Source organism: Pseudomonas sp. NBRC 111130 (assembly GCF_001320485.1).
Lineage (GTDB): Bacteria > Pseudomonadota > Gammaproteobacteria > Pseudomonadales > Pseudomonadaceae > Aquipseudomonas > Aquipseudomonas vlassakiae.
The window spans coordinates 205,413-230,057 of record NZ_BCBG01000003.1; the positions used below are offsets into that span (position 1 = coordinate 205,413).

General features: G+C 62.3%; 38 protein-coding genes and 1 tRNA gene. 37 read left to right on the plus strand and 2 right to left on the minus strand.

What is annotated here, in order from left to right:
* Nucleotides 1-309 precede the first annotated feature (309 nt).
* The 17 genes from APH33_RS02405 to APH33_RS02475 all read left to right on the plus strand — a co-directional run bounded on the left by APH33_RS02405 (nt 310) and on the right by APH33_RS02475 (nt 7,434).
* Nucleotides 310-1,092, plus strand: coding sequence for a KilA-N domain-containing protein (locus tag APH33_RS02405; RefSeq protein ID WP_139137824.1), 783 nt, complete (start codon nt 310-312; stop codon nt 1,090-1,092).
* Nucleotides 1,093-1,094: 2 nt separating this feature from the next.
* Nucleotides 1,095-1,445: a hypothetical protein gene (locus APH33_RS02410; RefSeq protein ID WP_054883610.1), complete on the plus strand. Its 351-nt coding sequence runs from the start codon at nt 1,095-1,097 to the stop codon at nt 1,443-1,445.
* Nucleotides 1,442-1,804, plus strand: a complete 363-nt coding sequence (locus APH33_RS02415; RefSeq protein ID WP_054883611.1) for a hypothetical protein — start codon at nt 1,442-1,444, stop codon at nt 1,802-1,804. Before APH33_RS02410 ends, APH33_RS02415 begins: the two co-directional genes overlap by 4 nt.
* Complete coding sequence (locus tag APH33_RS02420) at nt 1,801-2,550, plus strand: helix-turn-helix domain-containing protein (protein WP_054883612.1); 750 nt, start codon at nt 1,801-1,803, stop codon at nt 2,548-2,550. The genes APH33_RS02415 and APH33_RS02420 overlap by 4 nt, the downstream gene beginning before the upstream one ends.
* Entirely contained in the window at nt 2,547-3,308 is a 762-nt protein-coding gene (locus APH33_RS02425) for a replication protein P (RefSeq protein WP_054883613.1), read from the plus strand. Before APH33_RS02420 ends, APH33_RS02425 begins: the two co-directional genes overlap by 4 nt.
* Nucleotides 3,308-3,517, plus strand: coding sequence for a hypothetical protein (locus APH33_RS02430; RefSeq protein ID WP_054881785.1), 210 nt, complete (start codon nt 3,308-3,310; stop codon nt 3,515-3,517). The genes APH33_RS02425 and APH33_RS02430 overlap by 1 nt, the downstream gene beginning before the upstream one ends.
* Nucleotides 3,517-3,855 carry a hypothetical protein gene (locus APH33_RS02435; protein ID WP_054883614.1) on the plus strand — a complete coding sequence of 113 codons (339 nt, stop codon included), beginning with the start codon at nt 3,517-3,519 and terminating at the stop codon, nt 3,853-3,855. Before APH33_RS02430 ends, APH33_RS02435 begins: the two co-directional genes overlap by 1 nt.
* The gene (locus APH33_RS02440; RefSeq protein ID WP_054883615.1) at nt 3,855-4,121 is read left to right on the plus strand and encodes a hypothetical protein; all 267 of its coding nucleotides are present in this window, start codon (nt 3,855-3,857) and stop codon (nt 4,119-4,121) included. Before APH33_RS02435 ends, APH33_RS02440 begins: the two co-directional genes overlap by 1 nt.
* Nucleotides 4,118-4,294 carry a hypothetical protein gene (locus tag APH33_RS27110; RefSeq protein WP_156351862.1) on the plus strand — a complete coding sequence of 59 codons (177 nt, stop codon included), beginning with the start codon at nt 4,118-4,120 and terminating at the stop codon, nt 4,292-4,294. The genes APH33_RS02440 and APH33_RS27110 overlap by 4 nt, the downstream gene beginning before the upstream one ends.
* Complete coding sequence (locus APH33_RS02445) at nt 4,287-4,751, plus strand: recombination protein NinB (RefSeq protein WP_054883616.1); 465 nt, start codon at nt 4,287-4,289, stop codon at nt 4,749-4,751. The genes APH33_RS27110 and APH33_RS02445 overlap by 8 nt, the downstream gene beginning before the upstream one ends.
* Nucleotides 4,748-5,071, plus strand: coding sequence for a hypothetical protein (locus tag APH33_RS02450; RefSeq protein WP_054883617.1), 324 nt, complete (start codon nt 4,748-4,750; stop codon nt 5,069-5,071). The genes APH33_RS02445 and APH33_RS02450 overlap by 4 nt, the downstream gene beginning before the upstream one ends.
* Entirely contained in the window at nt 5,062-5,664 is a 603-nt protein-coding gene (locus APH33_RS02455; protein WP_054883618.1) for a recombination protein NinG, read from the plus strand. Before APH33_RS02450 ends, APH33_RS02455 begins: the two co-directional genes overlap by 10 nt.
* Nucleotides 5,661-5,789, plus strand: a complete 129-nt coding sequence (locus APH33_RS27595; protein WP_256218582.1) for a hypothetical protein — start codon at nt 5,661-5,663, stop codon at nt 5,787-5,789. The genes APH33_RS02455 and APH33_RS27595 overlap by 4 nt, the downstream gene beginning before the upstream one ends.
* On the plus strand, nt 5,780-6,370 hold the full coding sequence (locus APH33_RS02460) for a hypothetical protein (protein WP_054883619.1): 591 nt from the start codon (nt 5,780-5,782) through the stop codon (nt 6,368-6,370). The genes APH33_RS27595 and APH33_RS02460 overlap by 10 nt, the downstream gene beginning before the upstream one ends.
* Before the next feature lie 324 nt (nt 6,371-6,694).
* Nucleotides 6,695-6,771 (plus strand) — tRNA-Gly (locus APH33_RS02465).
* Between the two features lie 82 nt (nt 6,772-6,853).
* Nucleotides 6,854-7,165, plus strand: a complete 312-nt coding sequence (locus tag APH33_RS02470) for a hypothetical protein (RefSeq protein ID WP_016711287.1) — start codon at nt 6,854-6,856, stop codon at nt 7,163-7,165.
* Complete coding sequence (locus tag APH33_RS02475) at nt 7,165-7,434, plus strand: hypothetical protein (protein ID WP_054883620.1); 270 nt, start codon at nt 7,165-7,167, stop codon at nt 7,432-7,434. The genes APH33_RS02470 and APH33_RS02475 overlap by 1 nt, the downstream gene beginning before the upstream one ends.
* 79 nt (nt 7,435-7,513) lie before the next feature.
* Here APH33_RS02475 and APH33_RS02480 read toward each other — a convergent pair whose 3' ends face one another.
* The gene (locus APH33_RS02480; protein WP_054883621.1) at nt 7,514-7,720 is read right to left on the minus strand and encodes a hypothetical protein; all 207 of its coding nucleotides are present in this window, start codon (nt 7,718-7,720) and stop codon (nt 7,514-7,516) included.
* A gap of 98 nt (nt 7,721-7,818) precedes the next feature.
* Between APH33_RS02480 and APH33_RS02485 the strand changes: the two genes are divergently transcribed.
* From APH33_RS02485 to APH33_RS02570, 18 genes are all read left to right on the plus strand, one after another.
* Nucleotides 7,819-8,475 (plus strand): terminase small subunit, encoded by a 657-nt coding sequence (locus tag APH33_RS02485; protein WP_082433393.1) that lies wholly within the window; start codon nt 7,819-7,821, stop codon nt 8,473-8,475.
* On the plus strand, nt 8,450-9,769 hold the full coding sequence (locus APH33_RS02490; protein ID WP_054883622.1) for a terminase: 1,320 nt from the start codon (nt 8,450-8,452) through the stop codon (nt 9,767-9,769). Before APH33_RS02485 ends, APH33_RS02490 begins: the two co-directional genes overlap by 26 nt.
* A gap of 2 nt (nt 9,770-9,771) precedes the next feature.
* Nucleotides 9,772-11,178 carry a DUF4055 domain-containing protein gene (locus tag APH33_RS02495; protein ID WP_054883623.1) on the plus strand — a complete coding sequence of 469 codons (1,407 nt, stop codon included), beginning with the start codon at nt 9,772-9,774 and terminating at the stop codon, nt 11,176-11,178.
* Complete coding sequence (locus tag APH33_RS02500; RefSeq protein WP_054883624.1) at nt 11,178-12,254, plus strand: hypothetical protein; 1,077 nt, start codon at nt 11,178-11,180, stop codon at nt 12,252-12,254. The genes APH33_RS02495 and APH33_RS02500 overlap by 1 nt, the downstream gene beginning before the upstream one ends.
* 153 nt (nt 12,255-12,407) lie before the next feature.
* Nucleotides 12,408-13,154: a DUF6651 domain-containing protein gene (locus tag APH33_RS02505; protein WP_054883625.1), complete on the plus strand. Its 747-nt coding sequence runs from the start codon at nt 12,408-12,410 to the stop codon at nt 13,152-13,154.
* 9 nt (nt 13,155-13,163) lie between these two features.
* A complete protein-coding gene (locus APH33_RS02510) occupies nt 13,164-14,132 on the plus strand; it encodes a major capsid protein (RefSeq protein ID WP_054572378.1) in 969 nt (322 codons plus the stop codon).
* Between the two features lie 42 nt (nt 14,133-14,174).
* On the plus strand, nt 14,175-14,471 hold the full coding sequence (locus APH33_RS02515) for a hypothetical protein (RefSeq protein WP_054572379.1): 297 nt from the start codon (nt 14,175-14,177) through the stop codon (nt 14,469-14,471).
* Nucleotides 14,471-14,839 carry a hypothetical protein gene (locus APH33_RS02520; RefSeq protein WP_054883626.1) on the plus strand — a complete coding sequence of 123 codons (369 nt, stop codon included), beginning with the start codon at nt 14,471-14,473 and terminating at the stop codon, nt 14,837-14,839. Before APH33_RS02515 ends, APH33_RS02520 begins: the two co-directional genes overlap by 1 nt.
* A gap of 1 nt (nt 14,840) precedes the next feature.
* Complete coding sequence (locus tag APH33_RS02525) at nt 14,841-15,227, plus strand: hypothetical protein (protein WP_054883627.1); 387 nt, start codon at nt 14,841-14,843, stop codon at nt 15,225-15,227.
* A 2-nt stretch (nt 15,228-15,229) separates the two neighbouring features.
* Nucleotides 15,230-15,901 carry a hypothetical protein gene (locus APH33_RS02530; protein WP_054883628.1) on the plus strand — a complete coding sequence of 224 codons (672 nt, stop codon included), beginning with the start codon at nt 15,230-15,232 and terminating at the stop codon, nt 15,899-15,901.
* Nucleotides 15,898-16,326: a phage tail terminator-like protein gene (locus APH33_RS02535; RefSeq protein WP_054883629.1), complete on the plus strand. Its 429-nt coding sequence runs from the start codon at nt 15,898-15,900 to the stop codon at nt 16,324-16,326. Before APH33_RS02530 ends, APH33_RS02535 begins: the two co-directional genes overlap by 4 nt.
* A gap of 39 nt (nt 16,327-16,365) precedes the next feature.
* Entirely contained in the window at nt 16,366-17,025 is a 660-nt protein-coding gene (locus tag APH33_RS02540) for a phage tail protein (protein WP_054883630.1), read from the plus strand.
* 9 nt (nt 17,026-17,034) lie between these two features.
* Entirely contained in the window at nt 17,035-17,418 is a 384-nt protein-coding gene (locus APH33_RS02545) for a phage tail assembly chaperone (RefSeq protein ID WP_054883631.1), read from the plus strand.
* A 62-nt stretch (nt 17,419-17,480) separates the two neighbouring features.
* The gene (locus tag APH33_RS02550) at nt 17,481-17,732 is read left to right on the plus strand and encodes a DUF1799 domain-containing protein (RefSeq protein WP_054883632.1); all 252 of its coding nucleotides are present in this window, start codon (nt 17,481-17,483) and stop codon (nt 17,730-17,732) included.
* Between the two features lie 3 nt (nt 17,733-17,735).
* A complete protein-coding gene (locus APH33_RS02555) occupies nt 17,736-21,155 on the plus strand; it encodes a phage tail tape measure protein (RefSeq protein ID WP_054883633.1) in 3,420 nt (1,139 codons plus the stop codon).
* Nucleotides 21,155-21,493: a phage tail protein gene (locus tag APH33_RS02560; RefSeq protein WP_054883634.1), complete on the plus strand. Its 339-nt coding sequence runs from the start codon at nt 21,155-21,157 to the stop codon at nt 21,491-21,493. The genes APH33_RS02555 and APH33_RS02560 overlap by 1 nt, the downstream gene beginning before the upstream one ends.
* Nucleotides 21,494-21,502: 9 nt before the next feature.
* The gene (locus tag APH33_RS02565) at nt 21,503-22,252 is read left to right on the plus strand and encodes a phage minor tail protein L (protein WP_054883635.1); all 750 of its coding nucleotides are present in this window, start codon (nt 21,503-21,505) and stop codon (nt 22,250-22,252) included.
* Between the two features lie 2 nt (nt 22,253-22,254).
* Nucleotides 22,255-23,010, plus strand: a complete 756-nt coding sequence (locus APH33_RS02570; protein ID WP_054883636.1) for a C40 family peptidase — start codon at nt 22,255-22,257, stop codon at nt 23,008-23,010.
* A 127-nt stretch (nt 23,011-23,137) separates the two neighbouring features.
* Here APH33_RS02570 and APH33_RS02575 read toward each other — a convergent pair whose 3' ends face one another.
* Nucleotides 23,138-23,437, minus strand: coding sequence for a hypothetical protein (locus APH33_RS02575; protein ID WP_054883637.1), 300 nt, complete (start codon nt 23,435-23,437; stop codon nt 23,138-23,140).
* A 177-nt stretch (nt 23,438-23,614) separates the two neighbouring features.
* On the opposite strand from APH33_RS02575, the gene APH33_RS26275 reads away from it, so the two are divergent.
* Complete coding sequence (locus APH33_RS26275; RefSeq protein WP_082433396.1) at nt 23,615-23,959, plus strand: hypothetical protein; 345 nt, start codon at nt 23,615-23,617, stop codon at nt 23,957-23,959.
* Between the two features lie 55 nt (nt 23,960-24,014).
* Nucleotides 24,015-24,611, plus strand: a complete 597-nt coding sequence (locus APH33_RS02580) for a tail assembly protein (protein ID WP_054883638.1) — start codon at nt 24,015-24,017, stop codon at nt 24,609-24,611.
* Nucleotides 24,612-24,645 lie beyond the last annotated feature (34 nt).

Below are 24,645 nucleotides of genomic sequence, written 5' to 3' on the forward strand. Positions count from 1 at the left end.
GAAAGCAAAGAGCTGGGAATCCAGCTCGACGGGAAGGGCAATTCGGATCTGGCGTATCTCGCCAGGCAGAAGGGCTTAACCCCTGAGCAACTGGCGGCACGAATCATCAATGAGGCTCTCGACCGCATGACGAGAACAGAGCCTGGCCGAAGCAACGTTCGGTCGTTTCGCAAGGGCTAATAAGCCCCTGAGGGACTCATGAGGAACTGCCGTTGAAAGAACTATCACCCAAAACGCAGACGCAAAAAAACCGGGTGGCCGCCCGGTTTCTTGTACTGCATTCGTAACGCTTGTGTGAGGTCATCATATATGCATCAGACCATCCAAAGCAATACCGTGGCCTTCGCGCCACAAAATGCGAACCACGATTTCGTGGCGCGTGATAAGCCAATCGCTATCTGTGGGGTGAAAATCCGGCAAGACAGCGAGGGGCGCTATTCCCTGAACGACCTGGAGAAGGCCGCAAAGGCTGATGGGGTTGTGAAGGACATCAGGCCAAACGAATGGTTGAGCCTTCAAGCAACCAAGGAAATCGAGGGTTTTCTAATTACGGAAAATCCGGGTTTTAAACCTGTCGAGTCGAAGGCAGGTCGATACGGCGGCACCTATGCCAGCCGGGACCTCATCTACAGCTATGCCATGTGGATAAGCCCTGCGTTCCACCTGCACGTAATCCGCACCTTCGATGCCGTAGTTGTCGGGCACATCCAGTTGGTGGAGGGGCGCCAGGCCCGTGAGAGAGCGCGCCTTGAGGCCCCAGCCCTGACCGAGGCCATCAAGCATGGTCGCCTGTCTGTCGGCAAGGACGTTAAACACTACCACTTCAGCAACGAGTTCGACCTGATCAACCGCATCGCTCTGGGCATGCCTTCGAAGGCATACCGGGCGGCGCACTGCATCAGCCCGACTGACTCGATCCGAGACCACCTGACCCCGTGCGAAATCCGCTGCATCGAGCACCTTCAGCGCGTGAATGCCTCCCTGATTGACGTTGGCATGGACTTCGAGTCCCGCAAGAAGAAGCTCAGCCAGATCTACATCCAGCGTCACAGTCGTGCGCTGCTGTCCGAAATCAAGCGCCTGGAGTTCTGACCATGCCCACCATTACCTATCAGCAACTGGTAGAGCGGGCGGCCATGACGGCCCTTGATCTGCATAAGGCTTCGACTGCAACCAAGGCCCTCAAGGCTGAGCTGCGCTCGATGTACGACACCTACTTCCAGGCCCATGGCCGGCCAGAGGGGAAATTCGATCCAGATAACGACGACTTCCTGCCGGTGATGATGTTCACCAACTCCCAATACGAACGTGTCCAGGCGGCGAAGAAGGCCGAGTACAACGCAAGGCGCCGCCATGAGCGGGCTGTAGCGTCCCTCGCCGCTGCATGTGAATGCGCCGGGGATGGCCTTCACACCCACGACAAGGCCGTGCGGGGTGCAGCATGAGCGAAGTCCATCGTTACAAGGTGGTCAAGATGCTTTCCGAAGCAGGAAACCGCATCAGCTACGACCCTCACGGCCCTGATGTCGTGATGGCTGAGGCCTACGACAAGCTCAGGGCCGAGAACGATTGGCTGCAGAAGGCTCGCGTTCCCGCTGGCTTCTATCGAGAGCTTCTGGCTCTGCGCGAACTCCGCGACAAGGCCAAGGCCTACGTCGAAGGCTATCTGCTGGACGAAATCGAGGATGTCGACGCCTGCGCCTCTGAGGGTCAGCACGTAGCTGCCCTGGACCTGAGTGGCCGGCTGAAGGATGCGTTCGAGTCGTACTGGGATGCCGCCATGACCCAGGAGCGCGGTAAATGAGCATGGAACTAATGGTCAAGGCCATGAAGACCAAGGTCGGCAATCCGCTGCGCAAGCTGGTGCTCATCAAGCTGGCCGACAACGCGAGCGACCAGGGCGAGTGCTGGCCGTCGTATCAACACATCGCCGACCAGTGCGAGATCGACCGGAGCACCGTTCGCAAGCATATCAAGCACTTGGAGGCTCAAGGCTTGGTGCGTATCGAAAACCGCGAAGGGCCGAAGGGAAACAGCTCGAACCTGTACCGCATAACCCTGTGCCGACCTGTAGGCCCAAACAGCACCCCTGTAGGCCCAAACAGCACCCCTGTAGGCCCAGAAAGCACAGGTGTAGGCCCACAGCCTACAGGGGGTGTAGGCCCAGAAAGCACCAGAACCAGTCACTCTTTTGAATCAGTCACTGAACCAGTAGAGCAGACGGTCGCTGCCGCTCCCTCGGCGAAGAAGAAGGCTCCGAAGTTTGATCCGATGACCTGCAAGCCAACCAACGTCAGCGAGCAGACCTGGGCCGACTGGTGCCAGCACCGCAAAGAGATCCGCAAGCCACTGACCGCCACCACCTGCGAGAAGCAGGCCAAGACGCTGGCCGGCCACCACTCGCCTGACGCTGTGATCAACCAGTCGATCAGCAACGGCTGGACCGGGCTGTTCCCGGAGAAGGTGCTGCCGGGCGCCCAGCAGGGCCAGCGCCGCAACGGTCCCGACTTCAACGACACCACTTGGGCAAACGACCTGGGGGGCTTATGAGCGCACAACCAAAACTGCGCAGCGTGACGCAGATCATGGCCACGGCCCGCAACCTGCCCGCCGAGGTGCAGGCCCCGTCGAAGCAACTGGACCCCGGCACCACCGAAGTGGTCAACGCCCTGTTCAAGGAGCTGCAGGCCATCTTCCCGGCGTGGAAGCAGGCCTGGCCGGATGACGAGGCCTTGAAGGCTGCCAAGCGCAGCTGGATCAAGTCCTTCGTCGCCGCGGGCATCAACACGCTCGAGCAGATCCGCTTCGGCATCCAGAAGTGCCGGTTGCTGGGTACCGACTTCGCCCCGAGCAGCGGCAAGTTCATCAAGCTGTGCCAGCCGACTCCCGAAGAGATGGGCATTCCGCCGCTTGCGCGGGCCCTGGCAGAGGCGTTGGAGAACTTCCACCCCAGCAGGGCAGGGTCACGCGTCTGGACGCACGCAGCGGTACGCCACGCGGCCCTGCAGTGCGAAGCGCAGAACCTGGGGTCGATGGAGGTGGAGCGGGCCGAGAAGGTATTTGCCCGGGCCTACGACATCACGATCCGCATGCTGGTCGCCGGCGAGCCTCTGGGCGACATCGCAACCGGCATCGGCCACGACAGCCAGAAGAGCGCTGCCCAGCTGGCCGACGAGTACGCCAGCCAGCGCCAGGTCCGGCTGCTGGAGATCCAGCAGATCCCAACCAGCGCCGCCGCGTGCCGTGCACAACTGATGGCCAAGTTGAACATCAAGCGCGCCGGGCAGCCGGCCGGGGAGGGGGTGTGATGCGCACCTATCTGAAAGCGGTGCTGATGATCGTCCTGGCTCCGTCGGTGATCGTTCTGGGTTCCGTAATGGCCTATCTGTGGTGCGAGTTCGCCATATCGCTGGACCTGCCAAAGCCTGTGCGCTTCGGGATCTACATCACGCCAGTGGTGCTGCTTGCGGCGATCCCGGTCACATGGGTGCTGAACCGGATTGAGGGGCGCAAGTGATGACCATGACAGATCGCGAATTGCTGGAGATGGCCGCCAAGGCTGCTGGCTACGTTGTCCGCTGGTACGACGACAGTCTGGCCTACGGGCCGACCTTCGGGATTGAGGTAGAGCCCGGCAACCCGTCCGGGTTCGAGCCTTGGAACCCACTGGAAGACGACGGTGATGCATTCCGCCTGGCGGTGAAGCTCGATCTGACCATCTACGGGCCTGGAAGCCATCCGGGCGTACTGGTCAAGACAGCCGACGCTCACACCACTTACTCAGACGACTGCGTTCGCAGGGCCATCGTTCTGGCCGCAGCTGCGATCGGCCAGGCCATGCAGGAGAAGCACTGATGGACACCAACAAGATGCGTGAAATGCGCGAAGCCTTCGAGCGCACCAACTCGCGCGACCATCGCCGCCAGCCGCCGAAGGGCAACAACTACATCGATCCGATGGCCCAGGCCGACTGGGATTCGTTCCAGAAGGGCTGGCAGGCCTCCCGCGAGGCCGTAGTGGTGGAGCTGCCAAAGGACATCGTGACCATGGCCGGCCCAGTTCTGTACGCAGATGACGTTCGTGCCGCCATCGAGTCCCAGGGCCTGAAGGTGAAGCCATGACCATGAATAATTTCGCTCAACTCGTTGGCTACGCAGTCATGGGCGCCGGCGGCGCGATGCTCGCTATGTACGCGATGTACCTGGCCTGGGCGATGCTCTGCGGCGCTGCGAGCGGCTTCATCAGGGCGGCCCGAGCGATCAAGGCCGCGCGCAAGGGGGTGAAGCGTGGCTGAAGCAATCGCAAAACCTCGCCACTTCTGGTCCTCTGGCCCGAGCCGGGTCCGTGACGTATGCCGGCTGGCGTACCTGTTCGCCACTGAGCTTTCAGTGGCCGGGGCCATCGAGATCATCGTCCGCCCGGTGAAGTCCCGTCGCACTCTGGAGCAGAACGCGAAGCTCTGGGCCATGTTGGCGGACATCGCGCGCCAAGTTGAATGGCCGGTGAACGGCGTCATGCAGAAGCTCGACAGCGAGGACTGGAAGGCGCTGATGACTGCTGCTGCCCGCCAGGAGGTGCGCATGGCCTCCGGCATCAACGGCGGCGTTGTGATGCTTGGCGTCAGCACCCGGCGTATGTCCGTGGCTGAGCTGGGCGACGTCATCGAGTGCATGTACGTGTTCGGCGCCGAGCGTGGTGTGCGCTGGAGCGAGCCCAAAGGGCAGATGCCTGAGCAGTGGGAGGCGGCATGAGTCATCAATTCAAACCGGGCGACCTGGCGCTGGTTGCCGGATCTCGCACTGGGACGTCACCGAATATCGGCAGGGCCGTAGAACTGATGATCAAGCTTGCCCCTGGCCAGGTGTTCGATACGCCAAATGGCAGTAAGGCCACGAATGCCAGCGGGTACGTGGCGTGGGCCGTACATGCTGAAGGAGCTACAGCGGTAGGGGATGGTGGGCGCGTCGATGTCGGCGGCATTTTCTTGATTCAAGAGCGCTTCCTGATTCCCCTACGCGGCGACTTCGAGCGCGAGCAACAGAAAGCCAAGGAGGCCGAGCCATGCGTGTAGCTGAGATCAAACCGAAGAAGTGCAAGGCACCAGGTTGCGGTCAGCGCTTCAAGCCCATGCTATCGACGCAGAAGGTTTGCAGCCCGGCCTGCGCCCTGGCTATGGCCAAAGACCCGAAGCTCCAGAAGGTCGCGGCCAAGGCCATCACGAAGCAGGCCCGCCAGGACCTGCAGGAGCGCCGGGAGAAGCTGAAGACCCGCCGCGAGCATATGGCCGAGGCCCAGACCGCGTTCAACGCCTACATCCGCGAGCGCGACGCCGGCCTGCCGTGCATCAGCTGCGACTCGCTGCCGAGCGACCACGACCTCATCACCGGCAGCCGCTGGGACGCCGGGCATTACCGGTCGGTGGGCGCCTGCCCGGAGCTGCGGTTCGAGCCGCTGAACGTCCACCGCCAGTGCGTGAAGTGCAACCGGAACCTGTCGGGTAACGCGGTCGAGTACCGCATCCGGCTGGTGAAGCGCATCGGCGCCGAGGCCGTGGAATTCCTCGAAGGGCCTCATAAGCCCCAGCGCCTGACCATCGAAGACCTGCAGGCCATCAAGGCTCTGTACAGGCAGAAGCTCAAAGACCTGAGGAGGGCAGCGGCATGACCTGGACTATCGCAGATACCGGCGGCGCGCTGCTGCTGGCCATGACCATCGCTTCCACCTGGTGCGTCGTGCGCGCCAAGGGCATCGCGAGCCGCCGCAAGAAGGAGAACGGCCAATGCAGCTGAACAGTGCACGGCAAGCCTGGCATGACTGCCTGTACACGGCCTGGGACAGCCAGGGTTCATTCATCGAGCAGCTCGGCCTGCTGGGCGCCATGGTGCAGACCACCGAACGGCAGCGCCACGCTGGCCATGCCGCTCACCAGGTAATCGCGGGCGGTGTGCAGTCTGCAATCGACAAGCTCAAGCCGCACGTCAAGGCGTTTGGGCACTTCATGTACGCGCCGCGCCTCGACGTGGATGACAAGGAAACGGCAGAGGAGGTGGTCTTCCTCATGGTTCAGCAGCGTTCGCCTCGAATGACCGCGGTCAAGCGAGAAAAGCTCGAGTACGTGGTCAAGGGCGTCATGGCCCGGTACAGGTACATGCACCAAGGCGGACAGTCGGCCAACGACGATCCGCTGGAGTCGCCCGAGGGCTTCCGTGCGTGGATGGTCGCGCACTACGACGTCAAGCTTGAGTCGACCAACTGGGAGAGGGATTGGGCCGGATTCGTCCGCCTGGCCTTCGACTGCTGTGAGGATCTGGACAAGGAGGCACTGAGCCCGGTAGCCGCCGCAATCTACGAAATGAAAAGGGCCGCTTGAGGCCCTATTGCGTTCCCGTTCGGCTGGTGATACCGTATCGCCATTGTTACAGTTTTGCCTTCGGCAAACACCAATCAAAAGCCCGGCCAAGTGCTGGGCTTTTTTGTGCGCGCAAGAAACGCAACTGCAGCCAGGGCAGGCCCTAACGGGACAGCCTGGACACTGCTAGCCGGTAGTGTGGTGTACGGAAAAACACCGGCAGCCCGCGCACCCTGACCTCACATGCTTTCAGGGTGGCGCGTGACCGGATCGGCGAGACTGGTGCATTGGGGTGCCAGCGCTGCGATGGTCTTCGGCGGGCGGCGTGGAAAGACACGCAAATCAGCGGATGTAGCTCAATCGGTTAGAGCGCCGTCCTTCCAAGTCGGAGGCTCAGGGTTCGAGTCCCTGTATCCGCTCCATATTCGTTAAGTGCTGCTCCGCACCTTTGCCCGGTCCCTCAATAGGGCCTCCCCTCCGGGCCTTTTCTTCTAGGAACCACTCATGGCCGAACCAGCAAGCACGACTGCCGGCGTCCTGCTGGTGAAGTACGGCGTGATCATTGGCGGCTTCGCAGGAGCGATCCTCTCGCTGACCTTCCTGCGAGGCCTCACCCGCGGCCAGGCGGTCGCCGCCTTCTTCACCGGCTTCGCTTCGGCAGTCTTCTGCACCCCGCTCGCCATCAGCTACTTCAGCCTCGGCACAAGCGGAGAAACCCAATACGGCGTGGCCTTTCTGATAGGCCTCCTGGCAATGAACATCATCCCAGTTCTGAAGTCACTGGTAGGACAGTTCGGTGCCAAAGGAGCTACCTGATGAACACGACCCTCATGTCGGCAATGGCCGCTACGGACGCCTTCCTGTGCGTCTTGGTGGTCATCGCCGCCTGTGACTACCTACGGCGCGTTCGCCCCATAGACCAGCCGATGCTGTCGGTTGCGTTCTACCTGGTCGCCATTGGCGCATTCGGGTCGTTCCTGGCCGCAATGCAGGTCAACATGATCAGCCCCTTCACCGTGATGATTCACGCCGGCATCGTGCTGTATGCGTGGGCAAGGCGAGGGCACTTGTTCGTGACTCGCTAAGGCGCGCCACAAAACAGAGATGCGCCGTTTCGTGGTGCGAGGAGAAGTGGCGCCACAGGTTAGCGCGGCGCCCGATGGCTTACTTCTTGGCAAGCGCTGCTTGGATCTGGTCTGCGTACTTTGATAGGTTGTCCATCTCCTGAGACAAAATTCCGCCGTTGCTGGGAGCGTTTGAGACTTTCGCTGCGATCAGTTCAAGTGCTGCCGCTACAGCAGTAGGGCGGTCAACGTTGCCGCCACGACCGTTAATGGCGTTGTTGACGATGGATTCGATGGCGTTGGCCATTTGAAGCTCCTTGCGTGATTGGATTCGCATCAATACCGGCAACACGCCACCATTTCAAGTACTGCCCGAGCGAGGCGCAGAAGTCTCAAGGATTCCCTATGGCGCTGACAGCAAAACAGCAGCGCTTCGTCGACGAGTACCTGATCGACCTGAATGCCACACAGGCCGCTATTCGTGCAGGGTTCAGCGCTAAGACCGCTCGCCAAGCTGGAAATCGCCTGTTGACAAATGTTGACATTCAGAAGGCCATCCAAGCAGGCATGGAGGCGCGCTCCGGCAGGGTGGCAATCACCCAGGATATGGTGCTACGCGAACTGGCCAAGATCGGCTTCAGCGACATCCGCAAGGTTGTCCGCTGGGGTGAGACGATGGTTCGCATGGCTGATGCGGATGATGAGGGCGCCGAAGACATGGTGCCTTACCACGGCTTGGCGCTCATCGACTCGACCGTGATCGACGATGACACTGCTGCCGCCATCGCTGAGGTGTCCCAAGGGCGCGACGGTCTGAAGGTCAAGCTGCACGACAAGAAGGGCGCCCTGGTCGATATCGGCCGGCACCTTGGGATGTTCAGTGCTCCCGGGCACGCTGAACTGGATGTCGAGCTGAAGCGAATCGAGGTTGAGAACAAGCGACTGGCCAACGAGAAGCTGCGCCGTGAGCTTGAGCCACCAAAAGAGGTTGAGGGCGAGTTCGCCCAGGCCGAGTACACCTTGAGCCCTGACGAAGATGGCCCGACTACCCCGCACCTCTGAGCCGCCAGTAAAGCTGACGCCAAAGCAGGCGAACATCTATCAGTGGGGCTTCCAGCGCAATGCGCGCTTCCGTGATGCGGTCTGTGGTCGCCGATTCGGCAAGACGTTCCTCGGCAAGGCAGAGATGCGCCGCGCAGCCCGACTGGCTGCTGAGTGGGGCGTTAGCGTTGAGGATGAGATTTGGTATGCAGCCCCGACGCAGAAACAGGCTCGCCGGGTGTTCTGGCGCCGACTGAAGCAGGCCATCCCGCGAGAGTGGCGGGAATGCAAGCCGAACGAGTCGGACATGCTCATCACGCTGAAGAGCGGGCACCTGATTCGCTGTGTGGGTCTGGAGAACTACGACGACCTGCGCGGCTCCGGCCTGTTCTTCGTCCTGGTGGACGAATGGGCGGACTGTAAATGGGCTGCCTGGGAAGAAGTCCTGCGACCGATGCTGTCCACGTGCGAGTACGTCGTACCTGGCGTCGGCAAGTGCAAGGGCGGACATGCGCTGCGCATTGGCACCCCGAAAGGCTTCAACCATTGCTTCGACACCTACCGCGACGGCCAGACCGGTGGCGAGCCAGACCACAAGAGCTGGCTCTACACATCGCTGCAGGGCGGAAACGTACCGGCTGAAGAGCTGGACGCGGCACGCCGAAAGATGGACCCGCGCACGTTTCGGCAAGAGTACGAAGCCAGCTTCGAGAACTACGCCGGAGTCGTTTACTACACCTTCAGCCGCAGCGAGAGCCGCACCAACGAGCGAATCAAGCCGGGAGAGGCCTTGCACATCGGCATGGACTTCAACGTCATGAAGATGGCCGCGGTGGTCTACGTCGTCCGCGATGGCCTGCCGCTGGCCCTGGATGAGTTCCACTCAGTGCGCGACACGCCGGAGATGATCGAGAAGATCAAGGCGCGCTTCCCCGGGCACGGCATCGCCGTCTATCCAGACGCCAGCGGACAGAACACCAGCAGCAAGAACGCCAGCGAGTCCGACCTGTCCTTGCTGCGCAAGGCTGGCTTCACGGTGATCGTGGACAGCCAGAACCCAGGCGTTAAAGACCGGGTGAACTCGGTCAACGCCATGCTCATGAACGCCTACGGCGAGCGCCGGCTGAAGGTCAACATCGACCAGTGCCCGCAGCTGACGCTGTGCCTTGAGCGGCAGACCTACGACAAGCATGGCGAACCCGACAAGGACCCGAAGAAGGGTCATGACCACATGAACGACGCCGCCGGTTACTTCATCGCCAAGCGATACCCGATCAACGTGGCAACGGCCACAAGCCAATCCCTGAGAATGTGACCATGAGCGATAACCCGAGCATCACGCTGCCCGCTGTCGACGCGATGCGCGCCTACTGGGCCGTGATCTCGCCGCTCATGGGCGGGACAATGGCAATGCGCGCGGCGGGCAAGACCCTGTTGCCGCAGTATCCAGCCGAAGACGACGAGGCCTACAAAGAGCGCCTGCGCCTTTCGACCCTGCTGCCGGCGTACTCCGAGACGGTCGGCAACATGACCTCCCGCGTCTTCGCCGAGCCGCTTCAGGTGGGCGACGATGTGCCCGAAGCCATTGTTGAGATGACCAGGGACATCGATCACGCCGGCAACGATCTCAACTCCTGGGCTGTCGGGTTCTTCACCGAGGGCCTGAGCCACGGCCTGTGCCACGCCTTCGTCGATCATCCTCCCGCGGGCGAACTGAAGACCCAGGCCGACGAGCAGGCCGCCGGTGTTCGCCCCTACGTTGTGATGGTGAGGCCTGAGCAGGTGCTGGGCTGGCGCTCCAAGGGCGGTGTGCTGACCATGGTCCGCTACATCGAGGTGGTCGAGGAGGAGGATGGCGAATTCGGCGCCAAGTGCGTCGAGCAGATTCGCGTGCTGGAGCTGGGTGCCTGGCGAACCTATCGCAGGTCGGCCAAGGCCGTGCGCGGTAAGCAGCCCGCTTCTGGCGGTACCTGGGAGCTGCACGAGGAAGGCACCAACAGCCTGACCGCGATCCCATGGGTCACTTTCTACACGGGCCGGACCGGCTTCATGACGGCCAAGCCGCCGCTGATTGAGCTTGCACACCTGAACGTGAAGCACTGGCAGAGCCAGAGCGACCAGGACAACATCCTGCATGTCATTCGCGTGCCGATCCTGGTTCGCATCGGAATCCAGACCCAGTACGACAACCAGGGGAAGGTGATCCCGCCAGAGTTCAAGGTTGGCACCGGCCAACTGACCGATCTGCCCAAGGACGGTGACCTCAAGTACGTCGAGCACACCGGCCAGGCCGTTGAGTCGGGCCGCACCGCGCTGCAGGACCTGATCAACGAGATGCGTATGGCCGGGGCCAAGCTGTTGACGCCGGACAAGACGGCCACCAAGACCGCCACTCAGGCGGAGGAGGAGGCGGCGCAGGAGTTGTCCCCACTGGCACGCATGGCGCACCACTTCGCCGACTGCCTGGCTCAACTGCTCCAGTTCATGGCCGATTACCGCGGCTTGGGCGAGGGCGGCACGGTCGAGATGCGCGGCAACTTCGATGTCGACTACATGCCGGAGGTGTCGCTGCCGACGCTGGTATCCATGGCCAATGCCGGGATGATCAGTAAGGAGACGCTGTTCACCGAGATGCAGCGCCGCGGCGTGATCAGCGACGAATACGACTGGGAAGAGGAACTGGCGAAGATTGAGGCCCAGGGCCCGTCCCTCGGTACGCTGTGATGAAGACGGTCAACGAGAAGCTGCTGAACGAGCTGATCGGGCATGAGGTCGACCTGTCCAGGCTGAGCAACAGTCAGGTTGTGACGATCATCAAAATCCTCAACAGCAAGGACGCCGACCTGCGCGCCGCGTTGATCGAGGCCATCGACAACCTCGGCACCGACCTGTCGGCCGCAGCTGTCGATATCGCCCTGTCGGCGGTGCTGCGGATCAACCAGCAGACCTTCATTGAGATTCGCCTGGCCATGGACCAGATGGCCGACGGGTTGATCAGCTACGAGCTGGCGTTCCAACAAAGCGCGCTGCGCGCCGTTCTCCCGGCCCTGGTGCAGGAGGCGTACCCGGTCGTTTCACCAGCGTTCAGCGCGGTGAAGGCGATCGCCCAGGCCCGACCGTTCCGGGGGCGCTTGCTGAGGGAGTGGATGGCCGGCATCGAGTCCAGTCGCGCTGCCGCAGTGCGCGATGCCGTGCGCTCGGGCGTTGTCGAGGGGCGCACCACTGCGGAGATCGTCCGCACGGTCATGGGTAGCCGGGTTCAGAAATACGCCGACGGAGCCCTCCAGAAGGCCAGGCGCGATGTTGAGGCGGTAGTGCGGTCTGCGGTGTCTCACACGGCTGAAACAGCCAGTGACGCAGCCTACGAGGCCAACAGCGACATCATCAGCCACGTTGAGTGGCTGAGTACTCTGGATAACCACACATCGTCCGACTGCCGTATCCGTGACCGCCTGCCGTACACGCTGGGCACCTACAAGCCCATCGGGCACACGATCCCGTGGCTGGCGGGGCCGGGGCGTATCCACTTCTGTTGCCGCTCCTCCAAGGTCCCGGTGCTCAAGAGCGCCAAGGCCCTGGGTTTCAGCGACGGAGCAACGCGGGCGAGCATGGACGGCCAAGTATCAGAGTCGACCACCTACGCCGAATGGCTCAGCAAGCAGTCGGCGGCGCGCCAGGACGAGATCCTTGGGCCGGAACGTGGCCGACTGATGCGTGAGGGCGGGCTGAAGCTCAGCGCGTTCTACAACGACAAGGGAAAGCTACTCACGCTTGCGCAACTGCAGGATCGGCTCAAGTAACACCGCGCCACGAATCCATCACCTGCGATTTCGTGGCGCGCAACTTCAAGGCCTCGCCTCGTGCGGGGCTTTTTTCTGCCTGCGGTTCGGATGGACGGGGCGCAACTGGGGCCGGATGGCTCACCTACAGGCCGGATGGCCCAGAGAGACGAGATGAAACTCAAAACCGTTGAAGTGGATGGCAAGCAGTATGCCGTGATCGAAGATGGCAAGCCGGTCTACGTCGAGGACGATGGCAAGGAGGTCGCCTTCGACGCTGTAGGCACCCGCAACACCATCACCCGGCTGAACGCCGAAGCCAAGTCGCACCGCGAGCGCGCCGACGGCTTCGAGAAGACCGCCAAGGCATTCGAAGGCATCGAAGATGCTGCGGCTGCCAAGAAAGCCCTGGAGATCGTCGCCAACCTCGACGCCAAGAAGCTGGTGGATGCCGGCGAGATCGAGAAGGTGAAGGGCGAAATCAGCAAGGCCTTCCAAACCCAGCTGGATGAAGCCAACGGCAAGGCGCAGACCTTCGAGCAGCAGCTGTATGCCGAGAAGATCGGCGGCAGCTTCGCGCGCTCCCAGTTCATCGCCGAGAAGATGGCTGTTCCCGCTGACATGGTCCAGGCCGCCTTTGGCAGCAACTTCAAGATCGAGGAAGGCAAGGTCGTCGCTTACGACACCCAAGGCCAGAAGATCTTCAGCCGCGCTCGCCCGGGTGAACTGGCCGACTTCAACGAAGCGCTCGAAACCCTCGTCTCGCAGTACCCCCATCGCGACCACATCCTGAAGAGCTCCGGCGCCAATGGCGGCGGCGCGCCGAACGGCGGTGGCCAGCACAAAACCATGAAGGGCAACTTCGGTGGAACCAAGGCTGAACGCCTGGAAGCCATCAAGGGCCTGACCGCAAGCGAATAAGGAGGCCCAATGGCCCTTTCGAACATGAAGGTGTTCAACGAATACCTTCGCCACGCCACCATCGAAACCCTTACCCAGGATGTCGATAAGTTCAACGCCGCATCTGCAGGCTCCATCCGCCTCACCACCCAAGGTATCGACGGTGACTTCCTGCAGGAATCGTTCTGGGCCGGCCTGCACGGTGCACAACGCCGCGTGGACCGTTACGCCGCCAACGGCAGCCAGGCCGCAACCCCTCTGTCGCAGAAACAATACGACTCGGTGAAGATCGCCGGCGGCTTCGGCCCGATCCTGTGGGAGCCTGCCCAGCTGTCCTGGGTGCAGAAGAATCCCGAGGAGGCGCTGGAGGTCATCAGCCGCAACCTGTCCGAGGCCATCGTGTCGGACCAGCTGAACACCGCCATCGCTGCACTGGTTGCTGCAATCGGCAACCAACCGGGAGCGGTCAACGATGTGTCGGCCACTGCTGGCGTCGACTATATCGCCATCAACGGCGCTCACGCGCTGTTCGGCGATGCTTCGGCTCGACTCATCGCCCAAGTCATGACCGGCGCGCAGTATCACGCCCTGATCGGCAAGAACCTGGCCAACAACCAGCAGCTTTTCCAGGCCGGGGGCGTTCTGGTCGTCGATGTCTTGGGCAAGGCGGTGATCGTCACCGACGCCCCGGCGCTGTACGAGGCAGGCACCCCGAACAAGCAGAAGGTGCTGAGCCTGGCCGACGGCGCCGCGATGGTGATGGATGGTTCCGACCTGATCACCAACATCGAGACATCCAACGGCAAGGAGCGCATCGAGACCACCATGCAGGCTGACTACACCTTCGGCATGGGCCTCAAGGGCTACACCTGGGACACCGCCAACGGCGGCAAGTCGCCGACCAACTCCGAGCTGTCCACCGGCACCAACTGGGATCTGGTGGCGAACAGCATCAAGGGCTCGGCCGGCGTCATGACCATCGGCGACGCCACCAAGTAACCGGTACCGCGCCCTTCGGGGCGCCTTCCTCAGGAGATCGCCATGAGCGAGAGCATCATCTACGAGCAGCACCCGGTCTCGGCAGAGCGCAAGACCTTCCTGCGCCGCAAGGGCTACAAGATCATCGACGCCAAGTTCGCGCCGGAGGGATACGAGCATCCCGAGCCGATCAAGGAGGGCAAAGCCTCCAAGGCCAGCAAGTCCGCAGCGGAAAAGAAAGCCGCTGAAGAAACCGAGCAGAAGGCAAAGCTGCAGGCTGCGCTGACCGAGAAGGGCGTCCAGTTCGCGCCTGAAGCCACCCTGGAAGACCTGCAGAAGCTGCTGGACGGGGCCGCGTAATGACGACCTACATCAGCATCGAGCAGGTCGACGCGCTGCTGGGCCAGGCCTGGACGGCGGATGAAAAGAAGGCGCGCGCGGTGCTGATGGCCAACACCTGGCTCACCAACCAGGGCCTGCCCGAGTTCGACACAGTTCCCGCTGATGTCGTGCAGGCGGGCGCGGAGGTGGCGGCGGAGGCGGCGGTGGGCAACCTGTACCAGGCGAAAGAAACCGGCGTGCTGAGCAAGTCCGTGGATGCTGACGGCGTGTCGAGCAGCAAGACCTACTCGGCAACATCCAAGGCCATCAGCGCGGGCGAGTCGTTCGCCTTGGCCCTGCTGGCGCGGTATCTGGGCAACGGCCAGGTCAAGATCGTCAGGGGGTGACATGGGGCTTCGACGTGAGTTACAGGTCGAACTGGCCAAGGCCTTCGATACGGACCTGGCCGACGCAGTGGCGGCAGTCGATGGCAGCCGGTCAGTGCCTGGCACCTACGACCCTGAGAAGGGCGGCAGTACGCCGGCGACAACGCTGCACTATGTCGGTCGTGGCGTCTTCGGCCAGTACAAGGCCCGGGAGATCGACGGCACGCGCATCCTGGCGTCAGACGTGCGCCTCAAAGCGCTGCAGAACGAGCTACTCGTGAAGGACGGCGACACGGTCACAGAGGCCCCTGCCATCCCTGCCATCGGCGATCGCATCAGCGGCTATCGAGTCGTGGACGTCGGGCAAGACGCGGCCAAGGCTACGTGGACCATCCAGTTGAGGAAATGACCATGGCCCGCGGCTCACACATGACCAGTCGCTACGGCGGCCTGGATGGCAGCTTTGCTGCGCAATTGGAGCAGTTCGCAGAGGCAGCCAAGGAGTCGATGGACCTGACCTTCCGTGAGGTCGTGATCATGGTTGGCCGGAGGCTGGTGACCATGTCACCGGTGGGCAACCCTGACCTCTGGAAGGTTAACGTCGAGGCCCAAGGCAGCGCTGAGGAGCAGATCGCGGCCTACAACGCCAAGGCGGCGGCCATCAATGCCAGCATCACATCCAACCAGGCCAACTACACCAAGAGCGGCAACCTGAAGGGCGGTCTGCGGCTGCGCAAGCCGCTGACCAAGCGCGAGCAACGCGAGAACTTCGGGTTCGGCGTTCGGAGGGTTGGCCAGGGCTACGTGGGCGGCCGCTTCCGCAGTAACTGGCAGCTCACCACCGGCGTACCGGCGGCAGGCGAGATCGAGGAAATCGAGAGCGCCGGCGAGACGCTGGACAGGCTTCTCCTGGCTGCCGGTGATCTGTCCGCTGGCGAGGCCGCCTACATCGTCAACAACCTTCCGTACGCCCTTCCTCTGGAGTACGGCCACAGTTCGCAGGCGCCTGCCGGCATGGTGCGTGTCACCGTCGCCGACTTCCAGCGCATCGTCGAAGAAGCCATCAGGATCCACCGAGTATGAGCCAAGCACGAGCCAGGCAGGCCATCGAGATCAAGCTGATGGCCTGGGCCACGGCGCGCCCGATCAGGGTCGCGAACTTCGAGCAGGGTTTCGAGGCCGGGCCCGACGAAACCTACCTGCAAGCGTTCCAGCTGCCGGCGGGCACTACCTGCCGCTACCTGGGCAGCGATGCCTACGAGTACACCGGCGTCTACCAGGTGAGCATCGTTTGCCCGGCGGGTCAGCCACTGGCTACCGCTGAGAGTCTGGTCGAGGAGCTTTCGAGCCTCTTCCGAGTGGATTCGGAGCTCAGCCGCAACGGCTTCGAGGGCCTGGTCACCGAACCAGTTGACCAGGGGCCAACCATTACCGAGTCGGCGACCTACACGGTCCCGGCCAGCTTCACCTACCGCGGTGTCGCGGATCTACCGCCCGCTGGGGCATAACCAACCGCCGCCCGGCGGGCTATCAAGAGGAATCAAACCATGGCCGCACGCTTCCCGCTGCCAAACGGCGCAGTGCTGGAGATTGCACGCGTCATCGGCGCTGCAGTTCCATTCACCGCACTGACCAATGCGAAGCCTCCGGTGGCGACTGCTGCCGGTCACACCATCCAGAACGGCGACGTTCTGCTGGTCAACTCCGGCTGGGCGCTGATCAATGACCGTGCCGTTAAGGCATCCGCTGTTGCTGCCGACGCGTTCTCCCTGGCCGGCCTTGATACCAGCGATGTCGAGCGCTTTACCGCTGGTGCGGGTGTTGGTTCTGTGCTGCCCGTGTCCGACTGGGTGCAAATCTCCAAGGTCACTTCGTTCAACTCGTCCGGCGGTGAGCAGCAATATGCGACCGTCGGATATCTGGAAGACGATGATGACAAGCAGTTCCCGACCAACCGCAACCCGACCAACCTGTCGATCGTGGTTGAGGACCAGCCGTCCGCTGCGTACGTTGAGGCTGTTGAGGGTTACGACGCTTCAAAAGAGCTTGCGGTGATCCGCATGAAGCTCCGAAACGGTGACCAGATCCTGTATCCGGGCTACGTCAGCATCACTCCAGACCCCACAATGGAGCGGAACAACGTGATGACCCGTACCATCAGCGTCGGCCTGTCGGCTCGTTCGCTTCGTTACCTGGCCGGCGCGTAAGGAATTCTCATGGCGAAGATCAAAATCGCGCAGAGCCCCACTTTCGCTGCCGTGGTGCAGGTTCCGCGCATTGGCGCCGAGCCGGCACCGGTGGAATTCCAGTTCCGCTACATGGACCGCGTGGCCCTGTCCGCAATGTTCGACCGCTGGAACAAGGCGCGCGACGCTTGGGCGGAAAAGGCCCAGAAGGACGGGGTGACTTGGGAGGAGGTCACTACCGGTGAAATCGCCCTGCAGGCTGAGCAGCTGGGCGATATCGTCACAGGCTGGGACCTGGAGGACGAGTTCAGCGCCGAGGCCATCGCCGACCTGGTGCGCACCTGCACCGGCGCACCGAAGGCAGTAATCGACGCCTACCAAGCCGCCTACAGTCCGGCCCGCCTGGGAAACTGAAGGCGGCGGCCCGGGCCTGCTACGAGCGTGGTCCGTCCGCCGAGCAACTGGCAGCGCTGGGCCTGACCCTTGAGGACATCGAGGAGGAGGTGGTGGAGGTCTGGCCAGATGCCTGGCCGGCCTTCCGCCTGTTCGATGCGATGGGTACGCAGTGGCGGGTGGCTTCGGGCGGCCCATCCGGCCTGGACTACACCGCCATTCCCTCAACGGCCGCAATGCTCGGCATCAAGCGCCGCGACCTCACCGACATTTTCCCCGATCTCCGCGTGATGGAGGTTGAGGCCTTGGCCGTCATGGCCGAATCGATGGAGTAGATCATGACCACCATTGCCTCTCTCGGTCTTCAGATCGACTCCGGTGATGCCGTCGAAGCCAAGGACAACCTCGATCAGCTGACGGACGCTGGCAAGCGTAGCGAGGAGTCGGCCGGGCGAACCGGTCGCGCCTGGGAGACTGCTCTGGGCAGCCTGCAGGGTGACACCCGGCAGATTGTGCAGGAGCTGCAGGCGCTTAACGCCAAGCAGACAGAGTTGGCGCAGCAGATGGCCACCGTGGGGCGCGCCGTTACCAGCGCTTCCACGGCATTCAGCAGCGCCGCGGCGAACATGGGCGCGTTCCGGACCGAGGCCGCGCAGGCGGGCAAGGTGCAGGAGGCGCTCACCACCGCCACTGATGCCGGTGCCCAGGCTGGCCGGCGCGCCGCCGAAACCGCCGACGAGCAGCAAGCCAGGATTCTGGCCGTGGCCAAGGCCTCGCTGGAGGCCAGTCAGTATGTGCAGTCGCTGAACCGGGCGACTGAACAGAGCGCCGAGGTAACCGCCCAAGCGAACGCCGTGCTGTCGGACAGTGCCAGTCGTCAAGCGTCCATCAACAGCCGGGCCCAGGCCCTCATCGCCACAGAAGAGCGCCAGGCGGAGGCGGCGAAGAAGGCCGCCGGCGCGCATCGGGAAGAAGGCCAGGCGCTTGAAGATCTGCTGGGCAAGATCGACCCGACCGTCGCGGCCATGAGCCGGCTGGACCAGATGGAGCAGAAACTGAAGGGCTTCCGCACCAGTGGCGCGCTCGATGCAGAGACCTTCGGTGAGTACCAGGCGAAGATCGACCAGGCCCGCACAGCCTTGGGCGGTGCAGATGCAGCACTGAACAAAACCGGGATGTCGGCAAAAGCCACCGCTGCTGCTCTGCGGGGCGTTCCGGCACAGTTCACCGACATCGTGGTATCCCTGCAGGGCGGACAGGCGCCGCTCACTGTACTGCTGCAGCAGGGCGGGCAGCTCAAGGATATGTTTGGCGGTGTGGGCCCGGCTATTCAGGCGCTCGGCGGCTATGTCATGGGCCTGGTGAACCCGTTCACCGTCGCGGCTGCAGCAGTGGGCGTGCTCGGGTACGCCTACTATTCGGGCAGCGAGGAGGCGGTCAGCTTCCAGAAGGAGCTGATCAAGACCGGTAATGCCGCCGGCACAACGGCGGATCAGATGTCCGGAATGGCGCGCCAGGTCGCGGCTACGGTAGGCACCACCGGCGCGGCAGCTGAGGTACTCACCCAGCTGGCCGGTAGCGGGAAGATCGCCTCCGATAGCTTCGTCGAAATCACCGAGGCCGCACTGGAGTGGCGCTCGGCGACTAGTACAGCGGTCGAGGAGACCGTGGCCGAGTTCGTGAAGATCGGAAAGGATCCAGTGGCTGCCGCCAAGGACCTCAACGAGCAGTACAACTTCCTGACCGCTGCGACCTACTCGCAGATCGTTGCCTTGAAGGAGCAAGGCGACACCATCGGGGCTGCCAAGCTGCTCACCGACTCCTATGTCGATACCATCAAGAACCGGAGCAAGGAGGTCACCGAGAACCTGTCCATCTGGGAGCGCGGCTGGAAAGCGCTGCGTGGTGAGGTGGCTGCAACCGTAGATTCAGTCAAGAACATTGGCCGGGACCAGGATATCGCGAGTCGCATCGTAGAGACGCAACAACGCGTGGCTGCTGCGCAGAGCGCGGTGAACGGCGATCCTGACGACACCGCAGCTAAGCAAAAGCTGACTGATGCCAACCTTGAACTCAAGGCCCTCATCCAGCAGCGAGACACACAGCAGGCGATTGCCAAGGCCCGGGAACTGGATAGCCAGCGGCAGCAGGCGGCTATCCTGGCCATCGGCAAGATCGACGCTCTGGAGAAGTCCGCAAGAACCAACGCCGAGAAGCGCGCGGATGCCCTCAAGGAGTACAACAAGTCTCTTGATGCGATCCGCAAGGTCAACCCGAATGATGAGCGGCTCAAGCCCGAGAACATCGCTCGGGTGCAGGCCGACATCGCCAAACAGTTCAAGGATTCAGCTGGACGAGCTGCGTCGGTCGACCTTTCCGGGTTCAACGACCAGAAGAACGCGCTGAGCGCCATCCTGGCCGAGTATAAAAACCACCAGAAGGAGCTGGATGCGGCGCAGAAGGCCGGCCTGATCTCCCAGGAGTCGTATGCCTCCCAGCGGGCCGCAATCATCGAGCAGCAGAAGGCCGAGGTCACGAACGCCTACGAGGCCGAGATCAAAGCTCTGGAGGAGGCAAAAGGCAAGAACACCACCAGCGCCCAGCAGCGAATCCAGCTTGACCAGAAAATCGCGGATGCCCGCGCCGCCATGGTCAAGGCGCAGAAGGACGCCGATACCGAGCTCTCGGTGCTGGCGACCAATGAGCAGGGCCGACTGGCCAAGCAGGCCAGGGCAGTGCAGACCTACACCGACGCCCTTGACCAGCAGGTCCAGGCGCTGAGGTTGCAGGGGCAGCGCGCCGCCGATGGCCTTGGGCTTGGCGACCGTCAGCGCGGTTTGCAGGACCAGCAGAACGGCATCACCGACCGGATGAACCAACAACGCCTGGACTTGGCCAACCAGTATGGCGACGGCTCCCGCGGCATGAGCCTCGATGAGTACAACCAGAAACTGGCGGCCCTTGGCAAAACCGAGAGGGATCTACAGGAAACCACCATCGCCAACTACGGCCAGATGACCGCCGCGCAGGGCGACTGGCGCAAGGGTGCATCGTCGGCCTTCCAGAACTACCTGGAGCAGGCAAGGGATGTAGCAGGGCAGACGAGAACCTTGTTTACCAATGCCTACTCCAGCATGGAAGACTCGATCGTGAACTTCGCCATCACCGGCAAAGGGTCATTCTCGGATTTCACCAAGTCGGTGCTTGCCGATATGGCACGGATCGCGACCCGGCAGGCTGCTTCTGGGCTGCTGGGAAGCCTGGTGAGCTTTGGCGCGTCTGCAGCTGCAAGCTACTTCGGTGGCGGAACTACCTCCGCCGGATCGACCCAGGCTGGATACAGCCCGGACATCATGGACAACTTCGTCTCCGGCCAGCGCGCGAGTGGCGGGCCGGTAGCAGCAAACTCGCTCTACCAGGTCAACGAGCTTGGGCCAGAACTGCTGAACCAGGGGGGTAAGACCTATCTGATGATGGGGGCGCAGGGCGGCACCATCACCCCGCTCGGCCCTGGGCCTGCTTCAACCCTCGCTACCACGAGCACTTCGGGCACTTCGGGCACTTCGGGCACGATGATCAGCGTGTCGGCACCGGTCAACGTGGCGGTCGCGGATCGAAGTGACGAAGGTATGGAGCTCGATCAGACGCTGCTCCAGCAAAACATGCAGAAGCAGATGCAGCTCGCTGCCGAGAAGGCTGTTGCAGATTCGTGGCGGCCCGGCGGAGTGAGCTACCGAAACACTAAAGGAGGGCGCTGATGGCCATCGAGACGTTCAGCTGGCCGACGCATCGCGGCGAAACGCCAGACATCACCTACCGGGTCCGCGAGTCCAGGTTTGGCGGCGGGTACCGTCAGGTTGTGGGCGACGCCCCCAACAACAAGGAGGACAGCTACCCGATCACCGTCACCGGTACGAAGGCACAGGCCCGCAAGATCATGGAGTTCTTCGATCGGCATGGCGGCGCGAAGGCGTTCGTCTGGACAACACCACTTGGTGATCTGGGGTTGTTCACCTGCGCCGACCCCAAGCCCACGCCGGTGGGCGGCGGTCGATTCAAGGTCTCCGCCACCTTCGAGCGGGCTTTCCACCCATAGGGAGCGAGTATGTCGCTGATCAAAGACATCCAGACCCTGGAGCCTGGCAGCGAAGTACTGCTGTTCGAGCTGGACGGCTCGGATTTTGGCGCTGACACGCTGCGATTCCACGGGCACGCGATTCCACACACGCCTCAGGAGCTTGCAGCGGCTGGCGCGAACGCCGACCAGCTGCCGGCCAAGTCGATCTGGTGGCAGGGCAACGAGTATGGCGCCTGGCCCATGCAGATAGAGGGCATCGAAGCAAACTCGGACGGGACAGCGGTGCGCCCCACGCTGACGGTGGGCAACGTCAACGGAAGGATCACGGCGCTGTGCGTGGCCTTCGACAACCTGCTCGAGTTCAAGCTCACCATGCGCCACACGATGGCGCGTTACCTGGATGCGGTGAATTTTCCGGCAGGCAACCCGGAGGCCGACCCAACCGAGGAAGCCATCGAGGTCTGGTACATCGATCAGAAGGTGTCGGAGAACGGCAAGATGGTGGCCTGGGAGCTGGCCAGCCCCGGTGATGTAGGCGGGGAGACGATCGGCCGGCAGATGACCCAGCTTTGTCACTGGGCGATGACCGCCGGCTACCGCGGCCCCACCTGCGGATACACCGGACCTTACTTCGACCTTGACGGCAACCCCACGGATGACCCGGCCAAGGACCAGTGCAACGGCTGTCTCGACTCAGGCTGTACTGTTCGCTTTGGCCAGGGCAACCAACTGCCCTTTGGCGGCTTCCCGGCTGTTTCCCTCATCGCACGGAGCTGACCATGCGAAAACACATCCTCGCCGCCGTGCAAGCGCACGCTGCGGCGGAGTACCCGCGCGAGTGCTGCGGGCTGATTATCGCTGTTGGCCGCTCCCACAGGTATATGCCGTGTGAAAACGCCGCCGCCGACCCTGCTGAAGAGTTCCGGATTTCGCCGGAGCAGTATGCTGAAGCGGAGGACCAGGGCGAGGTGATCGGCATCGTGCACTCACACCCTGACGCTACCAGCAGGCCGTCACCCCGCGACATGGCCATGTGCGAGGCCACCGGTCTGCCCTGGTACATCCTGTCGTGGCCGGAGGGCGATCTGCGGAGCATCACCCCGACCGGACACACGCCGCTGCTGGGGAGGCCGTTCGTGCACGGCGCATGGGACTGCTGGCAGGTCTGCGCCGACTGGTACAAGCGGGAGTGGGGCCTGGAGTTTCCGGTCTATGCCCGAGAGGAGGGATGGTGGGAGCAGGCAGATGGTCCGAGCCTTTACGAGCAGGCCTATGAGGCAGCTGGCTTCTACCAGGTCAGCCAGCCGCAACGCGGCGACATGATCGTCATGGCCGTGGGGCGCACCGCGCATCCGAACCACGCCGGCATCTACCTGGATGGCAATGCCCAGTTACCCGGCGAGCAGGCCCAGGTGTTCGGTCCAGGCCCATTCATGCTGCACCATCTGTTGGGTAGGCCATCAGAAATCGTCGTGTTCGGCGGGCCCTGGCTCGACCGGGCGCGCCTCGTGTTGCGTCATCGGGACGCAGAATGAAGCGGCTTGGCCGCAGGAGAGAGTGAGATGCAGCAGGCCACAAAGGAAAGCCATGATCCGTTCGTGCTGGTTTCGGTTCATGGCTTGCGTATCGATTTACGAAAAGGAACGATGACCTTCCCTGGAATCACTTCCCGCGGAAGAACGAGCGCGCCTCTTGCTGATCATTCAGCAGGAATCGAAGCGGAGCGGAAAACGCTGTCTCCGTTACTTCGTTGTTCGGGATGTTCGTAAGCGGCCATCCATACTTAAGGGTATGGGTAAGCATCTGCTCCATGACCTTTGGTGAGTAGCCTGGGATTTCACGTAGGGCCGCTGAAATTGAGGCGAGAGCTGCTGCGTTGCCGGCCTTCAATGCTTCGAATTCATCCTTCAGGCTACTCAACTCAGCTTTAAGCTGAGCGATTTTCCCGTTTTCGTCTTGCACATTGACCTCCTAGGTCATCATTCCCCAGTCCATGGGCTTTCCGGCAACGGACGGGGGCGGGTCGGTGGAGGTGCCAAGCTACTATGGCGAAATGCTGGCGCGGTACTGGCATTTCATCCACGCTGGATGCCTGGCCAGGCCGGCTGGTACAGTCGCCGTTTTCAAGGGAGGGATCACATGCGAATTCTGATCGGTGCTCTGGGGCTTGCGTTGCTGGCGGGGTGCGTGTCACCAAGCGATCTGAAAGGCAATTCACCGACGACCAAAGCCGTTACCAAGAAGTCACCCAAGGAGTACGCGCTATGTGTATTCCCCCAATGGCAGGATGCTCGATCTGAAGCGACCATGTCAGAAACTCAGAATGGCTACCGTCTTGTCATTGCTGCGATGAACCTAACAGACGAACTACTTGAAGTCTCGAAGACAGACGCAGGTAGCTCGGTTGTGTTCTATCAACGGGTTGCATGGATGCCCGGTGTTGGGCGTTCCGCGATAGAGAGTGCGGTAAAGTCGTGCCTTTGACGTAGCGCCACCTATCAACCGCCTTCGGGCGGTTTTTTATTGCCTGGAGGAAAGTATGGCTGCAACGGTAGCGCATTACGCGCAGATGACGACGATCAAGCTTTCTGGCTCGCTGGCCCAGAAATTTGGCCGAGTGCATCGCCGCCAGTTGGAAAGTGGAGAGGGGTGGGAGGCATTCAAAGCGTTGCGCGTAACGCTTCCCGGTTTTGTAGAGGAAATCAGGCGGCTTGATGCCCTAGGGATCCACTTTGCCGTCTTCCGCAACCGAAAAAACGTAGGCGCGGATGACTTAGGGCGCCGTGGCACCAAAGAGATTCGGATTGTTCCTGTTATTGGCGGGAGCAAACGCGGAGGTCTTCTTCAAACGATCATCGGCACCGTAATCTTCGTTGCGTCCTTTTTCGTTCCTGGGATGCAAGGGTGGGGGCAGTCTCTCGGCGCGTCGCTTGCCCTGGGCGGCGTCATCCAGATGCTCAGCCCCCAAGCCAAGGGCCTGTCCCAAAGCGCTGCGCCCGAGAACCTGCCGAGTTACGCCTTCGGCAGCGCCAAAAACACCACCGTCAGCGGTAACCCTGTCCCGATCTGTATCGGCGAGCGCCGTTGGGGTGGCGCGATCATCTCTGCCTCCATCGAGGCACAGGACAAGGCCTAGGGCCGATTCAGCGTACAGACCGCCTCCGGGCGGT

Coding starts and splice junctions, on each gene's coding strand:
- APH33_RS02405 (WP_139137824.1), top strand. CDS start 310: ATGCATCAGACCATCCAAAGCAATACCGTGGCCTTCGCGCCACAAAAT.
- APH33_RS02410 (WP_054883610.1), top strand. CDS start 1,095: ATGCCCACCATTACCTATCAGCAACTGGTAGAGCGGGCGGCCATGACG.
- APH33_RS02415 (WP_054883611.1), top strand. CDS start 1,442: ATGAGCGAAGTCCATCGTTACAAGGTGGTCAAGATGCTTTCCGAAGCA.
- APH33_RS02420 (WP_054883612.1), top strand. CDS start 1,801: ATGAGCATGGAACTAATGGTCAAGGCCATGAAGACCAAGGTCGGCAAT.
- APH33_RS02425 (WP_054883613.1), top strand. CDS start 2,547: ATGAGCGCACAACCAAAACTGCGCAGCGTGACGCAGATCATGGCCACG.
- APH33_RS02430 (WP_054881785.1), top strand. CDS start 3,308: ATGCGCACCTATCTGAAAGCGGTGCTGATGATCGTCCTGGCTCCGTCG.
- APH33_RS02435 (WP_054883614.1), top strand. CDS start 3,517: ATGACCATGACAGATCGCGAATTGCTGGAGATGGCCGCCAAGGCTGCT.
- APH33_RS02440 (WP_054883615.1), top strand. CDS start 3,855: ATGGACACCAACAAGATGCGTGAAATGCGCGAAGCCTTCGAGCGCACC.
- APH33_RS27110 (WP_156351862.1), top strand. CDS start 4,118: ATGACCATGAATAATTTCGCTCAACTCGTTGGCTACGCAGTCATGGGC.
- APH33_RS02450 (WP_054883617.1), top strand. CDS start 4,748: ATGAGTCATCAATTCAAACCGGGCGACCTGGCGCTGGTTGCCGGATCT.
- APH33_RS02455 (WP_054883618.1), top strand. CDS start 5,062: ATGCGTGTAGCTGAGATCAAACCGAAGAAGTGCAAGGCACCAGGTTGC.
- APH33_RS27595 (WP_256218582.1), top strand. CDS start 5,661: ATGACCTGGACTATCGCAGATACCGGCGGCGCGCTGCTGCTGGCCATG.
- APH33_RS02460 (WP_054883619.1), top strand. CDS start 5,780: ATGCAGCTGAACAGTGCACGGCAAGCCTGGCATGACTGCCTGTACACG.
- APH33_RS02470 (WP_016711287.1), top strand. CDS start 6,854: ATGGCCGAACCAGCAAGCACGACTGCCGGCGTCCTGCTGGTGAAGTAC.
- APH33_RS02475 (WP_054883620.1), top strand. CDS start 7,165: ATGAACACGACCCTCATGTCGGCAATGGCCGCTACGGACGCCTTCCTG.
- APH33_RS02480 (WP_054883621.1), bottom strand. CDS start 7,720: ATGGCCAACGCCATCGAATCCATCGTCAACAACGCCATTAACGGTCGT.
- APH33_RS02485 (WP_082433393.1), top strand. CDS start 7,819: ATGGCGCTGACAGCAAAACAGCAGCGCTTCGTCGACGAGTACCTGATC.
- APH33_RS02490 (WP_054883622.1), top strand. CDS start 8,450: ATGGCCCGACTACCCCGCACCTCTGAGCCGCCAGTAAAGCTGACGCCA.
- APH33_RS02495 (WP_054883623.1), top strand. CDS start 9,772: ATGAGCGATAACCCGAGCATCACGCTGCCCGCTGTCGACGCGATGCGC.
- APH33_RS02500 (WP_054883624.1), top strand. CDS start 11,178: ATGAAGACGGTCAACGAGAAGCTGCTGAACGAGCTGATCGGGCATGAG.
- APH33_RS02505 (WP_054883625.1), top strand. CDS start 12,408: ATGAAACTCAAAACCGTTGAAGTGGATGGCAAGCAGTATGCCGTGATC.
- APH33_RS02510 (WP_054572378.1), top strand. CDS start 13,164: ATGGCCCTTTCGAACATGAAGGTGTTCAACGAATACCTTCGCCACGCC.
- APH33_RS02515 (WP_054572379.1), top strand. CDS start 14,175: ATGAGCGAGAGCATCATCTACGAGCAGCACCCGGTCTCGGCAGAGCGC.
- APH33_RS02520 (WP_054883626.1), top strand. CDS start 14,471: ATGACGACCTACATCAGCATCGAGCAGGTCGACGCGCTGCTGGGCCAG.
- APH33_RS02525 (WP_054883627.1), top strand. CDS start 14,841: ATGGGGCTTCGACGTGAGTTACAGGTCGAACTGGCCAAGGCCTTCGAT.
- APH33_RS02530 (WP_054883628.1), top strand. CDS start 15,230: ATGGCCCGCGGCTCACACATGACCAGTCGCTACGGCGGCCTGGATGGC.
- APH33_RS02535 (WP_054883629.1), top strand. CDS start 15,898: ATGAGCCAAGCACGAGCCAGGCAGGCCATCGAGATCAAGCTGATGGCC.
- APH33_RS02540 (WP_054883630.1), top strand. CDS start 16,366: ATGGCCGCACGCTTCCCGCTGCCAAACGGCGCAGTGCTGGAGATTGCA.
- APH33_RS02545 (WP_054883631.1), top strand. CDS start 17,035: ATGGCGAAGATCAAAATCGCGCAGAGCCCCACTTTCGCTGCCGTGGTG.
- APH33_RS02555 (WP_054883633.1), top strand. CDS start 17,736: ATGACCACCATTGCCTCTCTCGGTCTTCAGATCGACTCCGGTGATGCC.
- APH33_RS02560 (WP_054883634.1), top strand. CDS start 21,155: ATGGCCATCGAGACGTTCAGCTGGCCGACGCATCGCGGCGAAACGCCA.
- APH33_RS02565 (WP_054883635.1), top strand. CDS start 21,503: ATGTCGCTGATCAAAGACATCCAGACCCTGGAGCCTGGCAGCGAAGTA.
- APH33_RS02570 (WP_054883636.1), top strand. CDS start 22,255: ATGCGAAAACACATCCTCGCCGCCGTGCAAGCGCACGCTGCGGCGGAG.
- APH33_RS26275 (WP_082433396.1), top strand. CDS start 23,615: ATGCGAATTCTGATCGGTGCTCTGGGGCTTGCGTTGCTGGCGGGGTGC.
- APH33_RS02580 (WP_054883638.1), top strand. CDS start 24,015: ATGGCTGCAACGGTAGCGCATTACGCGCAGATGACGACGATCAAGCTT.